Source organism: Streptomyces sp. NPDC002851 (genome assembly GCF_053591935.1).
Genome location: NZ_JBSFUT010000030.1, coordinates 39369 through 52310, shown reverse-complemented (window position 1 = coordinate 52310; position 12942 = coordinate 39369). Strand labels below are relative to the sequence as shown.

Here is a 12942-nt window from a genome sequence, read left to right as displayed (position 1 = left end):
GCAGTCACTTCATTACCAGGCTTGTGACCGCAGCCCACCGGAGGCGCCCCATGGCTTCGCTCGACCCCCAGCACGCGACCCCAGCTCCGGACACCGGCGCATCCACCGTCCTGGAACGGGACGGCGTGCGCCTCGACGTCGAGGGCGAGCTCGCCACGGTGACGCTCGCCAACCCGGCCAAGCGCAACGCCCAAAGCCCCGCATTCTGGCGGGCGTTGACCGAGGCCGGGCGGTCCCTGCCGGGCAGCGTACGGGTGGTTGTGCTGCGCGGCGAGGGCAAGTCCTTCTCCGCCGGGCTCGACCGGCAGGCCTTCACTCCGGAGGGCTTCGACGGCGAACCGTCCTTCATCGACCTGGCACGCGGCAGCGACGCCGAACTCGACGCGGAGATCGCCAAGTACCAGGAGGCGTTCACCTGGTGGCGGCGGAGCGACCTCGTCACCATCGCCGCGGTCCAGGGGCACGCCATCGGGGCCGGGTTCCAGCTCGCCCTCGCCTGCGACCTGCGGGTCGTCGCCGACGACGTGCAGTTCTCCATGCGCGAGACCAGCCTGGGCCTGGTCCCCGACCTCACCGGGACGCATCCGCTGGTCTCCCTCGTCGGCTACGCCCGCGCCCTGGAGATCTGCGCCACCGGCCGCTTCGTCCACGCCGAGGAGGCCGAGCGCAGCGGGCTCGCCAACCTGGTGGTCCCCGCCACCGAACTCGACGCCGCCGCACGGGATCTGGCCGCGGCCCTGCTCGCGGCGCCGCGCAACGCCGTGATCGAGACCAAGGCCCTCCTCCAGGGTGCGGTGACGCGCCCGTACGAGGAGCAGCGGGCGGCGGAGCGGGCCGCGCAGGCGCGACGGTTGCGGGACCTGGCGGGGCTTGGCGACTAGGGCGCCAACCTGCTGGGCCGATCAACCGGAAGGGCTTTCCTCGTCCGCCCTGGCTCGCCGGAATCAATCCACCGCGGTCACGACCACCGCGACCGTCGGCCGTTCCGTCCTGAACGCGTCCGCTACGGCCTGCCGTACCGCCAGCGCGACCGTCACGGCACGGTGGTCCGCCGCCACCGCCAGCTCGACGCGGACGTGCGGGGCGGCCAAGGCCGCGTCCGGGTGTGCGGCGCGTCGCTCACGGCGCTCCACGTGGACCGCGCGCCCGGGCCTGCCGCTGCCCGGGATGCCGGACAGGACACCGCTCAGCCGGGTCACGCCGGGCACGGCGAGGGCGGCGGCTGCGGCACGGGCCTCGTCGGAGCCGCCGTCCGTGGTCGCGTCGGCGGTCGTTTCGGTCGTCGCGTGCGGGGGCGGTGGGTGGTCTTCCCCGGGCGGTACGTCGACGGGCTCGGGTTCCTCGTCGAGCAGCTCCGTCACCCGTAGATCCACCGCCTCGACAAGCAGGCCGAGGTGGTCCGCGGTCCCGGCCAGGGCGGTGCGGAGCCGGTCCGCGGTGTGCGGAAATGGGGTGGCCGGGGTCGCCGTCGCCGCGAACGCCGCCTCGATGCGCAGTGGCCCGGGCGGCAGCGCGCCGGGGGGTGGCGGTACCCCCGGTTCCGTCGTCGCGGCCGGGTCGGCGAGGCTCAGCCGGACGGCTCCCGGGCGGACCCCGCGTACCGCCGCGGCCGCTGAGGTCAGAGCCGTGGCCGCCGCGCGCTCCGCGAGCCACGCGCCGTCCGTCGGGCCTCCCAGGGGCAGCAGCCGCCCGAGGCCGAGTCGGTCGCGGAGTTCGTCCGTCCACCGGTCAGCGGTCATTACCCCAGCCTGCCGCATCCACGGCGCGAAGTGCGGCAACCGCACTTAGTGTGGGCCCAAGGGGAGTCACCCAACTGGATCGGGACGGATGCGATGACGGACGCCACCAACACCGACACCTCAGAAACCACCGGACTCACCAAGGCCACGGGACCCCGTAGGAAGCGGGGCAGCGGAGATCCTGGGACCCGCGGGCGTACCACCATCGCCGACGGTGTGGTCGAGAAGATCGCCGGGCTCGCGGCCCGTGACGTGGTCGGCGTGCACGCCCTTGGCACTGGTATCACGCGCACCTTCGGCGCCGTACGCGACCGGGTACCCGGCGGCACCAAGTCCGTCAGCCGCGGTGTGAAGGCCGAGGTCGGCGAGGTGCAGACGGCGATCGACCTGGACATCGTGATCGAATACGGGGTCTCCATCGACGAGGTGGCACGCGCCGTGCGGGAGAACGTGATCATGGGGGTCGAGCGGATGACCGGCCTGGAGGTCGTCGAGGTCAACATCGCCGTCGACGACGTGAAGCTGCCCGATGAGGAAGAAGAGACGCCGGAATCCCGGCTCCAGTGAGTCGCCGGGAGCGGCGGTGGTGAGGAGTACGGCATGAGCATGGCAGCGGTCGGCCTGCTGGCCGGCATGGGCCTGGGCCTGGCCGCGTACTTCGGCGGCTTCGGGGCCTTTCTCCTGGTCGCGGCGCTCGGCGCGCTCGGCTTCCTCGTCGGGCGGTACGCGGACGGGGACCTGGACCTTGGTGATCTCTTCCGGAGCCGGGGCGGGGCCCGAGAGCCCCGCGAGCCCCGTGGCAGTCGGCGGCGCTAGTGGCCGGGGCCGGACAGCGGACCGAACCCGGGGAGCAGGGCGGACCCCCCGAGGGTGGACCCCCCGCGGAGCAGCCCGAACCTGGCAAGCGGGGCAGGGTCGGGCAGCAGCTCGAACCCGGGGAGCGCGGCGCCCTGCGGATCGCCGACCGGGTCGTCGCCAAGATCGCCGCGCAGGCCGCGCGGGAGGCGCTGCCCACCGGCGTACCGGCGGGCGGTGACGCACCCAGCGCCACGGTCTCGGTGCGCCGCGGCAGCGCCCGCGTATGGGTCGCCCTTGACCTCGACTACCCCTGCGACATCGGCGCGGAGTGCGCCGAGGTGCGTCGCCAAGTCACCCAGCGGGTAGAGGCGTTGGCGGGCCTCGCGGTACCCCGGGTGACGGTCCAGGTGGAGCGGCTGCACTCGGCGTGGGCGTCGCGGTCCGCGGCACAGGGGAGGACACGATGACCGAGCACTCACCGGACAGACCCCCGGACCGGCCGCCGGACGGAGAGCCGGGCGGAACACCGTACCGTCGTCCACCGCAGCCGGGCGGCGAGGGCGGCGGCGGCCCCTCCCGCCGCCCGACCCAACGGCTGCCCGTGATCGAGCGGACGGCGACGGCCGAGCTCGGCCAGTCGGCCTCCGCCGCCGCGTACACCCCGGTGCTCACTCCGGAGGAGGGCGGCTCGCACCGACGCCGCTGGTCCGCGCGCCGGATCCCGGCGGTGATCGCCGCCCTGGTGCTCCTCGGCGGCGCCGGACTGCTCCTCTACGACGTGGCCGCGGTGCGCGCCGGGCGCCCGCCGATGGCCTGGCGCCGGATCCTGGGCCGGGAACTGGCCGCCCGGCCGCTCGACGATCTCTGGGTGCTCATCGGGGCGGGCGGCGCGATCGTGGTCGGCCTCTGGCTCCTGGTCCTCGCGACCACCCCGGGACACCGCGCGCTGCGCGCGCTGCGCGCCGCCGACCCGGACGTACAGGCCTGGCTGAACAACGACGCCGCCGCGCTCGTGCTGCGCGACCGGGCGATGGAAGTGGCCGGGGTGCAGTCGGTACGGGTGCGCGTCACCCGGTCCGCCGTGGACGTGCGGGCCGTCTCCCACTTCCGTGAACTCGACGACGTACGCGCCGACTTGGACGACGCGCTCGGTGACGGCATCGCCTCGCTCGGCCTGGCGCGGGCGCCGGGCCTGTCGGTCCGCGTCCACCGCCCCGGAACGTACGAGAAATCCAGCAAGTCTAACAAGTCAGGTAAGTCCAGTAAGTCCGGCAAGGAGGCCTGAGGATGCTGCGGACCGTGAACCGCGTACTGCTCGGCCTGCTCGGCCTGCTCCTTCTGCTCGTCGGCGGTGCCGTCCTGGCCGCCGGGCTCGGGGTGCCGATGCCGTCCTGGTGGGTGCATGAGGGGCAGCGCGACGTGCTGCTCAGCGAGGCCGAACGGGAGCGGTGGCGGGACGCCGGGTGGTGGTGGCCGGTGGTCTTCGCGGTGCTCGGCGCCCTGGTGCTGCTCGCCCTGTGGTGGCTCGCCGCCCAGGCGCGGCGCGGCCGCCTGGCCGAGGTCCTGGTCGACAGCGGCGACGGGCAGGGGGCGCTGCTGCGCGGCCGGGCCCTGGAGGGCGTACTGGCCGGTGAGGCCGAGGCGTTGGACGGCGTGGAGCGCGCCCGCGTCACCCTGAGAGGCCGCCGCAGCTCGCCGGAGGCCCGCGTCGAACTCCTCCTCACCCCGGACGCGGAGCCCTCCGGCGTCCTCCACGGCCTGACCACCTCCGCCCTGGCCCGGGCCCGCGACTCGGCGGGCCTCGCGGTACTCCCGGCAGAGGTACGGATGACAGCGGTCAAACACCGGGCGCGGCGGGTGAGTTGAGCCGGGACTCGTCCCGGCTCGTGCGGGTCAGAAGCCCCGGCGCGCCCCGCCGTCCACCGGGATCATCACCCCGGTCACGTACGACGCCGCAGGTGAGAGCAGGTAAGCGGCCGTGCGGCCGAATTCCTCCGGGGTGCCGTAGCGGCGCAGGGGGATCTTGGCCTCGTTGGCCGCGCGGGTGGCCTCCGGGTCGGGGGAGAGGCCGTCGAGTTGACGCATACGGTCCGTGCCGATGCGGCCCGGGAGCACGCCCAGTACGCGGACGCCGCGCGGACCGACCTCGTCCGCGAGGGACTTCGCGAAGCCCGCGAGGCCGGGGCGCAGCCCGTTGGAGATGGTGAGTCCGGCGATCGGCTCGTACACCGAACCGGACAACACGAACGCGATCACGCCGCCCTCGCCGAGCTCGGCCGCCGCGCTGCGGGCGAGCCGTACCGCGCCGAGGAACACCGACTCGAAGGCGGCCTGCCACTGTTCGTCGGTGTTGTCGGCGGCGAAGCCGGGCGCGGGCCCGCCCACGCTGATCAGTACGCCGTCGAAGCGGCCGAACCGCTCGCGGGCCGTCGTGATCAGGCGGGCCGCGGCGGCCGGGTCCGCGTTGTCGGCGGCGACGCCCGCGGCGCCGTCGCCGAGTTCGGCCGCGGCCTCGGCGACCGTCTGCTCGTCCCGGCCGGTGATGACCACCCTCGCGCCGTCGTCGACGAGCGCACGGGCGGTGGCGTTGCCCAGACCCCGGGTGGCTCCGGTGACGACGTAGACGCGGTCCTTCAGTCCAAGATCCATGGGTCCATCCTGCCGGGTCGGTTCAGGGGCGGTACACAGGGCGTTCATTACGCGGGCGCCGGTTCGTCCTCCGGCTCGGTGGCCGTCGGCTCGGCGGCCGCGTGGGCGCGGTCGCGGGCCTCGCGGCGGACGAGGATCCACCAGCCCACCGGGACGCCCGCGGCGAACAGCCACCACTGCACGGCGTACGCCATGTGCGGGCCGATCGAGTCGTGGTCGGGGGCGCCGATGAGCTCGGGCGTGCTGCCCTTCGGCTCGGGCGCGGTCAGCTCGACGTAGCCGCCGAGGACGGGGCGGCCGAGGTCCTTCGCCTGCTGCTCGCTGTTGATCAGCATGGTCTGGCGGGGCGGCAGGCCCTTGAGGTCCTTGATGCCGCTCGCGTCGGTGGTCTCGTCGGCCATCAGGCGGCCGGTGACGGTGACCTGGCCCTTCGGGGGCGCGGGGACCTTCGGGTAAGCCTGCTGGTCCGAGCCGGCCGGGACCCAGCCGCGGTTGACGAGCAGGGTGCGGCCGCTGTCGAGGACCAGTGGGGTCAGGACGTGGTAGCCGACCTGGTCGTCGGCGTTGGTGCGGCGGCGTACGACGACCTCGTGCTCGGTGTCGTACGCGCCCGTGGCGGTGACCCGGCGCCAGAGGTCGGCGCGCGGCACGGTGTGCCCGGGGGACGTGAGGTCCTCGACGGGGACGGGCTTCGCGTCGAGGTTGTCCGCGATCAGCTCGTTCTGCGCGACGCGGTGCTCGTGACGGTGCTGCTGCCAGAAACCCAGCTCGACCATCACGGGAATGAGGACGAGGGCGAGAAGGGTGACGAGCACCCACTGCCGGGACAACAGGAAGCGGTACACGTCCTTGACGTTACCCGGCCATGGCATGGCCCCCTTCGGGAGGGTCCCGTCGGGGGCCGAATCCCCGCGCGGGCGGGGAGCACATGGCCGACTTGCAGGGCCATGGGGTGTACCGCGGACCACCCCCGCGTGAGCGGGGCCACTGCATTGCCGCGGTGCCCTGACAGCGAGTGGCGTGGCCTCGTCGGTACGGGTCACTTGATGCTGTCGACGATGCCCACCTTCCCTTCCGAGCGCGCGCAGTGCGCACCGCAGTAGTAGTGGCCCTGCACCTCGACGCCCTGCCCGATGATCTGGCAGCGGCAGTGCTCGCAGATCGGCGCCATGCGGTGGATGGCGCAGGAGAAGCAGTCGAAGACGTGCACCGCGCCCTGCGCGTGCACCTCGAAGGACATGCCGTAGTCGTTTCCGCAGACCTCACAACGTGCCATGCGCCACAGGGTGGGACGGCCACCGCGTCAGCGCCGGGAGGGCATGCGGGGCGCGGCCCGACAATCACCCGTCTGACGCCCGGGACCCGACCAAGGCAACTGGTGTGCTAGCCGTCCCCTCGACCTTCGCGGGCTCTAGCTCGCGGGCCCACCCGACGCCGGGGCCACGTCGCGCAGGAGCTGGCCGAAGGCCGCCTCGTCCAGGATCGGGGTGCCGTACGACTTCGCCTTGACGGTCTTCGACGTGCCCGCGTCCGGGTCGTTGGTGACCAGGAGGCTGGTCAGGCGGGACACGCTCGTGGCGACGTGCAGGCCCGCCTCGACCGCGCGGTCCTCGAGCAGCTCCCGGTCCACGGAGGTGTCGCCGGAGAACGCGACCCGCATGCCCTGCTGGAGCGGTTTGCCGTCCTCGTAACGCCCGGGGTTGGGGTACGGGCAGGCGGGCCGCTTGCGGGACGGGCGCCAGCTGCCCGGCCGGTAGCCGCCGCCCTGGCGGCCGATGCGGCCGGACGTGCCGGACACGGCCGGGCTGTCCTGCCACTCCGTGAGCGGTCGGCACTCGTGCAGCGGGAGCCGGACGCCGCTGTCCGCGGCCGTGTGCAGGCTCGGCCGGAACGCCTCGGCGAGCACGCGCGCGTCGTCCAGGGCGTGGTGCGCGCGCTGCTGTACGACGCCGAAGTGGGCGGCGAGCGACTCCAGCTTGTGGTTGGGCAGCGGGAGCTTCAGCTCCTTGGACAGGGCGATGGTGCACAGGCGTTGGCGTACGGGCGCGGTGCGCGCGGCGCGCGCGTACTCGCGGGCGATCATCGACCAGTCGAAGACGGCGTTGTGCGCGACCAGGACGCGGCCGTCGAGCCGGGCGGAGAACTCCTCGGCGATGTCCGGGAAGAGCGGGGCACTTTCCAGTACGTCGCTCGTCAGGCCGTGAATCCATACGGGGCCCGGATCGCGCTCGGGGTTGACCAGCGTGTACCAGTGGTCCTCGACGTCGCCGCGGGCATCCAGCTGGTAGACGGCAGCGGAGATTATCCGGTCGTCGCGGGCGAGGCCGGTGGTCTCCACGTCGACGACCGCGTACCCCTGGGGATACGCGGTCGGCCACGGTCCTGCGGTCTGGCGGCGGTCTTCGAGCATGGTCCATGAGGATACGGGCCACCACTGACAGCGCCGACACACGGTCCGGGTCGCCGTCCGGGCCTGCGTCGGTTCAGCGCGGTGCGAGCAGTCCGTCCACCAGGGTGCGTACGGAGAGCGTGAACAGCTTCTCCGGGTGGGGCGGGGCGGCGAGGCCGCGGGCGAGGGCCGGGTCGTGTTCGGCGGTCGCCGCGTCCCACAACTCCTCGTCGCCCGGGCGTTGTACGGGCGCGCGCTCGCGGTTCCGCTCCACCAGGACGAACCCGACGACCTGGAAGAGCACCGCGCGCACCACCTCGGCGGCGTGCACGCCGCGCAGCCCGGCGGCGTGCACCTCGTGCACCAGGGTCTGTGTGGCGGGCAGGAACATCCGCTCGGTCAGGCCGCGTTCGTGGACCATCGCCACCAGATGGGGGTGGTCGCGCAGCTGTCGGCGCAGCGCGCGGGCCACGGAGACGATGCGTGCCGCGGGTGTGCGGCCGCGGGCCCGGATCTCGCCGAGGTCGGCGACGGTGCGGGCGACGAGGGCGTCCAGGAGCGACTCGCGGTTGCCGACGTGCCAGTAGATCGAGGTGACGGCGGTGCCGAGTTCGGCCGCGAGTTTGCGCATGGTGAGCGCGCCCGGGCCGTGCTGCTTGACCAGGCCCGCGGCGGCGTCGAGGACCTGCTCACGGGTGAGCGCGGCCCGCGGCGGTCTCGCCGGTCCCTTCGGTGCGGTGTCTCCCGCCATGGTGCGGCCCCCTCAACTCCGTTGCGTGCATGGCCCTTTACCCTTCACGCGTTCCGCTGTAACACAGTTACAGAGCCGCAGGGTCACTGGAATTCCCCCTCCGGAAAGGGTGGTACGCCATGGCACGGGTACGGTACGGCGCGCGCACCGAGGACGAGATCCGGGCGGCGCGCGAGAAGAGTTCCAAGCTCCCCGACATCTGGTCCACGGGCGTCGTCGCCGTCTGGGAGAGCGACCCGGACGCGGTGGCCGCGGTCCTTCCGCCGCCGCTCAAGCCGACCGGGCGGGCCCTCGTACGGGCCAACATAAGTACGGTCGATCTGCCGGGCTACCCGCTGGGCGCGGGCTCCGTGTCGGTCGCCGCGGAGCACGGCGGCGTCGAGGGCTGGTATCCGCTGGTCATGCCGATGACCCACGAGCGGGCCCTGATCGGCGGCCGCGAGGTCTTCGGCGAGCCCAAGAAGCTGGGCGAGGTCGAGGTCGAGCGGGACGGCCTGGTGGTACGGGCCTCGCTCGCCCGGCACGGCATCGCGTTCGTCGAGGTGCGCGGCGCGGTCGGCGGCGCGCTGCCGGTGCCGGAGCCCACGCGCAGGACCGACTTCTACTTCAAGTTCCTGCCCGCGGTGGACGGGCGCGGCTTCGACGCGGATCCGGTCCTTGTGCACTGCGTACGCCAGGAGAAGGTGCGGAAGCTGGAGAGCGTCACCGGCGACGTGGTCCTGCGCGAGTCGATGTACGACCCGGTCGCCGACCTGCCGGTGCACCGCCTCGTCGAGATCACCCTGGGCGAGAAGACCACCGACCAGCAGGGCACGGTCGCCGAACGCGTCGACGCCCGCGCCCTGTTGCCGTACATCCACCAGCGGTACGACGACCCGCTGCAGATTCTCGACGGTCCTCCGGAGGGGAGCGCCTGATGCTGTGCCTTCCCGGGGGCTGTGACATCAGCGGCTGGCGCCACGGGCCCCCGGACCCCCGGCCGGACAAGCGGTCGGTCGACCAGGAACCGGAAGGTGAGGCCGAGTGGAGCTCCAGCCAGGACAGGTAGCCGTAGTCACCGGAGCGGCGAGCGGCATCGGGCTCGCGATGGCCCGTCGGTTCGCCGCCGACAGATTGAAGGTTGTGCTTGCCGACGTAGAAGGGAGCGCTTTGGAGAAGGCCGCCGCCGCGCTCCGTGAGGACGGCGCCGAGGTGCACGCGCGCGTGGTGGACGTTTCCGAGCGGGACCAGGTCGTCGCGCTCGCTGACGCGGTCTACGACAAGTACGGCGCCGTGCATGTCCTGTGCAACAACGCGGGCGTCGGCTCGGGCGCCGAGGGCCGCATGTGGGAGCACGAACCCAACGACTGGAAGTGGGCCTTCGCGGTCAATGTGTGGGGCGTCTTCCACGGCATCCAGGCGTTTCTGCCGCGGATGCTCGCGGGCGGCGAGGAGGGCCACGTCGTCAACACCTCGTCGGGGGACGGCGGGATCGCGCCGCTGCCCACCGCGTCCGTGTACGCCGTCACCAAGGCGGCCGTGGTGACCATGACCGAGTCGTTGTACGCCCATCTGAGGGCGGAGCACGCGCGCGTGGGCGCCTCCGTGCTCTTCCCGGGGCCGCACATGCTGCGCACCGGCTTGTGGGAGTCGCACCGCAACAGGCCCGACCGGTACGCCAAGCAGCGCCCGCGCAGAACGCCGTACCGCAGTCTCGACCAGTGGGAGGCGGCGATGCGGGAGGCGGGCCAGGAGGTGCGGTTCACGCCCGTCGATGAGGTCGCGGACTTCGTGGCCGAGGGCATTCGGGCGGGCCGCTTCTGGCTGCTGCCGGCGAGCGACCACAGCGACGAGCAGATCCGCCGCCGGGCCGCGTCGATGCTGGAGCGCGCGAACCCGTCGTATCTCGAACGCTTCATCCTGGACTGATTCCTGGACCGAGTACTGGACTGAATCCTGCACTGAGGGAGCCGCCATGACGGACCCGCACGACCCCTACCTGATCATTTCCTCCGACTGCCACGCCGGGCTGCCCACCGAGGAGTACCGGCCCTATCTGGAGGCCCGTTTCCACCGGGACTTCGACGACTTCCTCGCCGGGCGCGAGCGGCGCCGCGAGGAGATGACCCGGCTCGGGGTGCGCAACGAGGCGTTCGCGAACAAGTGGTTCGCCGACAACGAGGAGGGCCTGAGGGGCGGTTGGGACACCGCTCAGCGCATCAAGGAGCTCGACGGCGACGGCGTGGCCGCCGAGGTCGTCTTCCCGGACGCCGACGCCGTGGACAGCAAGACCGCCGCGCCCTTCGGGGTCGGCCTCGGGCTCTCCGGGGATCAGGACCCCGAGCTCGGCATGGCGGGCGCGCAGGCGCACAACCGTTGGCTCGCGGAATTCGTCGGCGGGAACGCCGAGAACGCGGCGCGGCACTGCGGTGTCGCCCTGTTACCCATCACAGGCGAGACGGACCGTATCGTCGCGGAAATCCACCGGGCCAAGGAGTCGGGGCTCGGCGCCCTGATGATTCCCTCCATGTGGGTGGACAAGGAGCCGTACCACGACCGTCGCTACGACCCCGTCTGGGCGGCCGCCGCGGAGACCGGCATGCCGGTGGTCACGCACTCCGGGGCGGCGCCGCGCCACGAGTACGGCGACCACCTGGGCATCTACGTCAGCGAGGTCACCTGGTGGCCCGCGCGGCCGCTGTGGTTCCTGCTCTGGTCCGGGGTCTTCGAGCGCCACCCGGGCCTGAAGTTCGGGGTCGCGGAATCCGGCTGCTGGTGGCTGCCGAACCTGTTGTGGTTCATGGACCGGCTCTATCTGGGCGCGCACGGCGGCAAGAAGCTCTCCCCGTTCGCGGAACTGAAGCGTCCGCCCCATGAATACCTGGACCGGCAGGTGTTCATCTGCGCCACCAACACCAAGCGCCGCGAACTCGCCCAGCGCTACGAGATCGGCGTCGACAACATCCTGTGGGGCTCCGACTTCCCGCACCCGGAGGGCACCTGGCCCGACACGCGCGCGTGGCTGCGGAAAACCTTCCACGACGTCCCCGTAGGGGAGACCCGTCGCATGCTCGGCCTCGCGGCGGCGGACGTGTTCGGCTTCGACACCGAGAAGCTCGCGCCGATCGCCCGCCGCATCGGCCCGACCCCCGCCGAACTCGGCCAGCCCGAGGACCAGTCGGCGGTGGAGGCCTCCTGGGCACGCTCCCGCGAGGTGGGCCGCCACTGGCTGACCGACCACGACTTCCCGACGCTGGGGGTGGACCGATGACCGACACCGACCGCTACACCGTCATCTCGGCGGACTGCCACGCCGGAGCCGATCTCCTCGACTACAGGCCCTACTTGGAGTCGCAGCACCACGACGCGTTCGACGCCTGGGCGGCCACGTACGTCAATCCGTACGAAGACCTGCTTGCCGATACCGCGGACAAGAACTGGAACTCCGAACGCCGGATCGCCGACCTTGAGCAGGACGGCATCGTCGCCGAGGTGGTGTTCCCGAACACCATCCCACCGTTCTTCCCGTCCGCGTCCCTGATGGCCCCGGCACCCACCCGCGCGGAGTTCGAGCAGCGCTGGGCGGGCCTGCGCGCCCACAACCGCTGGCTGGCCGACTTCTGCGCGGCGGCACCGGGCCGCAGGGCGGGCGTCTTCCAGATCCTCCTCAACGACGTGGACGAGGCGGTACGCGAAATCCGCTGGGCCCACGGCGCGGGCCTCACGGGCGGCCTCCTCCTGCCCGGTACGCCACCGGGCTCGGGCCTCCCGGAGCTGTACTCACGGACGTACGACCCCATCTGGGCCACTTGCGCGGAGCTCGGCGTCCCGGTCAACCACCACGCGGGCTCGGCCTCACCGCCACTCGGCGACGAACCGGCCGCGCGCGCGGTGTTCATGGTGGAGACGACCTGGTTCTCGCACCGCGCGCTCTGGCACCTCATCTTCGGCGGCGCGTTCCGCCGCCACCCGTCCCTGAAGCTCGTCCTGACCGAGCAGGGCTCGGGCTGGATCCCCGGCGTGCTCGACATGCTGGACTACTACCACGGTCGGTTGGTGACGGCCGCGACGAAGGCGAACACGGCGAATGCGGCGAACACGGCGAAGACGGGGGAGAGGGCGGAGACCACGGAGACCGCAGAGTCGAAGTTCGGCGCGGGCCTCGCGGAATCCATGGGCAAGGGCCCGTCCACGGTCTGGTCCGAGAACTGCTACGTAGGCGCCAGCTTCATGCGCCCCCACGAGGTGGGCCTGCGCGACCGGATCGGCCTCGACAAGATCATGTGGGGCAGCGACTACCCCCACGACGAGGGCACCTACCCGTACTCACGCGAGGGCCTGCGCATCGCGTACGCGGGCCTGCCACGCGACGAGATCGCGGCGATGGTCGGCGGCAACGCGGCCCGCGTCTACGGCTTCGACCTCGCGTACTTGGACTCCCTGGCGGCGAAAGTCGGCCCGACGGTCGAGGAGCTGGCGGCGCCCTTGACGGAACCCCCGGCGGACGCCACCTCGCCGGTCTTCGCGCGGGGCGGGTCGGTGCGGGTGTGGTGAGTCCGTACGCGTGTGGTGACCGGAGGCCGTAAGACCTTGCTCCGGTCACCACGGACAACTCTGCACCGAGGGACCGGCCGCAC

Annotated in this window: 16 protein-coding genes; 10 read left to right on the top strand and 6 right to left on the bottom strand. The window is 72.5% G+C overall.

The genetic code is table 11. The annotated features are described in order from the left end of the window. Positions 1-50: 50 nt before the first annotated feature. Positions 51-881, top strand: coding sequence for an enoyl-CoA hydratase/isomerase family protein (locus ACWD10_RS27315; protein ID WP_451095509.1), 831 nt, complete (start codon positions 51-53; stop codon positions 879-881). Positions 882-944: 63 nt separating this feature from the next. On the opposite strand, the gene ACWD10_RS27310 is transcribed toward ACWD10_RS27315, so the two are convergent. Further along, the gene (locus tag ACWD10_RS27310; protein WP_451095507.1) at positions 945-1739 is read right to left on the bottom strand and encodes a nucleopolyhedrovirus P10 family protein; all 795 of its coding nucleotides are present in this window, start codon (positions 1737-1739) and stop codon (positions 945-947) included. Between the two features lie 93 nt (positions 1740-1832). Between ACWD10_RS27310 and ACWD10_RS27305 the strand changes: the two genes are divergently transcribed. The 5 genes from ACWD10_RS27305 to amaP are packed head-to-tail and all read left to right on the top strand — an operon-like array spanning position 1833 to position 4403. After that, positions 1833-2306, top strand: a complete 474-nt coding sequence (locus ACWD10_RS27305; protein ID WP_451095505.1) for an Asp23/Gls24 family envelope stress response protein — start codon at positions 1833-1835, stop codon at positions 2304-2306. A gap of 33 nt (positions 2307-2339) precedes the next feature. After that, the gene (locus ACWD10_RS27300) at positions 2340-2555 is read left to right on the top strand and encodes a hypothetical protein (RefSeq protein WP_451095504.1); all 216 of its coding nucleotides are present in this window, start codon (positions 2340-2342) and stop codon (positions 2553-2555) included. Further along, a complete protein-coding gene (locus ACWD10_RS27295; protein ID WP_451095502.1) occupies positions 2555-3004 on the top strand; it encodes an Asp23/Gls24 family envelope stress response protein in 450 nt (149 codons plus the stop codon). Before ACWD10_RS27300 ends, ACWD10_RS27295 begins: the two co-directional genes overlap by 1 nt. Further along, positions 3001-3822, top strand: a complete 822-nt coding sequence (locus ACWD10_RS27290) for a DUF6286 domain-containing protein (RefSeq protein WP_451095500.1) — start codon at positions 3001-3003, stop codon at positions 3820-3822. The genes ACWD10_RS27295 and ACWD10_RS27290 overlap by 4 nt, the downstream gene beginning before the upstream one ends. A 2-nt stretch (positions 3823-3824) precedes the next feature. Further along, positions 3825-4403, top strand: a complete 579-nt coding sequence (gene amaP / locus ACWD10_RS27285) for an alkaline shock response membrane anchor protein AmaP (RefSeq protein WP_451095498.1) — start codon at positions 3825-3827, stop codon at positions 4401-4403. Positions 4404-4430: 27 nt separating this feature from the next. Here amaP and ACWD10_RS27280 read toward each other — a convergent pair whose 3' ends face one another. The 5 genes from ACWD10_RS27280 to ACWD10_RS27260 form a co-directional block, all read right to left on the bottom strand. Then, positions 4431-5186 carry an SDR family oxidoreductase gene (locus tag ACWD10_RS27280; RefSeq protein ID WP_451095496.1) on the bottom strand — a complete coding sequence of 252 codons (756 nt, stop codon included), beginning with the start codon at positions 5184-5186 and terminating at the stop codon, positions 4431-4433. A 47-nt stretch (positions 5187-5233) separates the two neighbouring features. After that, positions 5234-6031, bottom strand: a complete 798-nt coding sequence (locus tag ACWD10_RS27275) for an SURF1 family cytochrome oxidase biogenesis protein (protein WP_451095607.1) — start codon at positions 6029-6031, stop codon at positions 5234-5236. A gap of 194 nt (positions 6032-6225) precedes the next feature. Next, positions 6226-6462: a hypothetical protein gene (locus tag ACWD10_RS27270; RefSeq protein WP_451095494.1), complete on the bottom strand. Its 237-nt coding sequence runs from the start codon at positions 6460-6462 to the stop codon at positions 6226-6228. A 135-nt stretch (positions 6463-6597) separates the two neighbouring features. Further along, positions 6598-7596, bottom strand: coding sequence for a DEDDh family exonuclease (locus ACWD10_RS27265; protein WP_451095492.1), 999 nt, complete (start codon positions 7594-7596; stop codon positions 6598-6600). Positions 7597-7669: 73 nt separating this feature from the next. Further along, a complete protein-coding gene (locus ACWD10_RS27260) occupies positions 7670-8326 on the bottom strand; it encodes a TetR/AcrR family transcriptional regulator (protein WP_451095490.1) in 657 nt (218 codons plus the stop codon). Positions 8327-8445: 119 nt separating this feature from the next. On the opposite strand from ACWD10_RS27260, the gene ACWD10_RS27255 reads away from it, so the two are divergent. The 4 genes from ACWD10_RS27255 to ACWD10_RS27240 all read left to right on the top strand — a co-directional run bounded on the left by ACWD10_RS27255 (position 8446) and on the right by ACWD10_RS27240 (position 12859). Then, the gene (locus ACWD10_RS27255) at positions 8446-9243 is read left to right on the top strand and encodes an acetoacetate decarboxylase family protein (protein ID WP_451095488.1); all 798 of its coding nucleotides are present in this window, start codon (positions 8446-8448) and stop codon (positions 9241-9243) included. A 106-nt stretch (positions 9244-9349) separates the two neighbouring features. Beyond that, positions 9350-10234, top strand: coding sequence for an SDR family NAD(P)-dependent oxidoreductase (locus ACWD10_RS27250; RefSeq protein WP_451095486.1), 885 nt, complete (start codon positions 9350-9352; stop codon positions 10232-10234). A 46-nt stretch (positions 10235-10280) separates the two neighbouring features. Beyond that, on the top strand, positions 10281-11576 hold the full coding sequence (locus ACWD10_RS27245; protein WP_451095484.1) for an amidohydrolase family protein: 1296 nt from the start codon (positions 10281-10283) through the stop codon (positions 11574-11576). After that, positions 11573-12859, top strand: coding sequence for an amidohydrolase family protein (locus tag ACWD10_RS27240; protein ID WP_451095482.1), 1287 nt, complete (start codon positions 11573-11575; stop codon positions 12857-12859). The genes ACWD10_RS27245 and ACWD10_RS27240 overlap by 4 nt, the downstream gene beginning before the upstream one ends. The last annotated feature ends 83 nt before the right edge of the window (positions 12860-12942 follow it).

Excerpts from the sequence above, each read along its gene's own strand:
- ACWD10_RS27315 (WP_451095509.1), top strand. The coding sequence starts at position 51 with ATGGCTTCGCTCGACCCCCAGCACGCGACCCCAGCTCCGGACACCGGC.
- ACWD10_RS27310 (WP_451095507.1), bottom strand. The coding sequence starts at position 1,739 with ATGACCGCTGACCGGTGGACGGACGAACTCCGCGACCGACTCGGCCTC.
- ACWD10_RS27305 (WP_451095505.1), top strand. The coding sequence starts at position 1,833 with ATGACGGACGCCACCAACACCGACACCTCAGAAACCACCGGACTCACC.
- ACWD10_RS27300 (WP_451095504.1), top strand. The coding sequence starts at position 2,340 with ATGAGCATGGCAGCGGTCGGCCTGCTGGCCGGCATGGGCCTGGGCCTG.
- ACWD10_RS27290 (WP_451095500.1), top strand. The coding sequence starts at position 3,001 with ATGACCGAGCACTCACCGGACAGACCCCCGGACCGGCCGCCGGACGGA.
- amaP (WP_451095498.1), top strand. The coding sequence starts at position 3,825 with ATGCTGCGGACCGTGAACCGCGTACTGCTCGGCCTGCTCGGCCTGCTC.
- ACWD10_RS27280 (WP_451095496.1), bottom strand. The coding sequence starts at position 5,186 with ATGGATCTTGGACTGAAGGACCGCGTCTACGTCGTCACCGGAGCCACC.
- ACWD10_RS27270 (WP_451095494.1), bottom strand. The coding sequence starts at position 6,462 with ATGGCACGTTGTGAGGTCTGCGGAAACGACTACGGCATGTCCTTCGAG.
- ACWD10_RS27265 (WP_451095492.1), bottom strand. The coding sequence starts at position 7,596 with ATGCTCGAAGACCGCCGCCAGACCGCAGGACCGTGGCCGACCGCGTAT.
- ACWD10_RS27260 (WP_451095490.1), bottom strand. The coding sequence starts at position 8,326 with ATGGCGGGAGACACCGCACCGAAGGGACCGGCGAGACCGCCGCGGGCC.
- ACWD10_RS27255 (WP_451095488.1), top strand. The coding sequence starts at position 8,446 with ATGGCACGGGTACGGTACGGCGCGCGCACCGAGGACGAGATCCGGGCG.
- ACWD10_RS27245 (WP_451095484.1), top strand. The coding sequence starts at position 10,281 with ATGACGGACCCGCACGACCCCTACCTGATCATTTCCTCCGACTGCCAC.
- ACWD10_RS27240 (WP_451095482.1), top strand. The coding sequence starts at position 11,573 with ATGACCGACACCGACCGCTACACCGTCATCTCGGCGGACTGCCACGCC.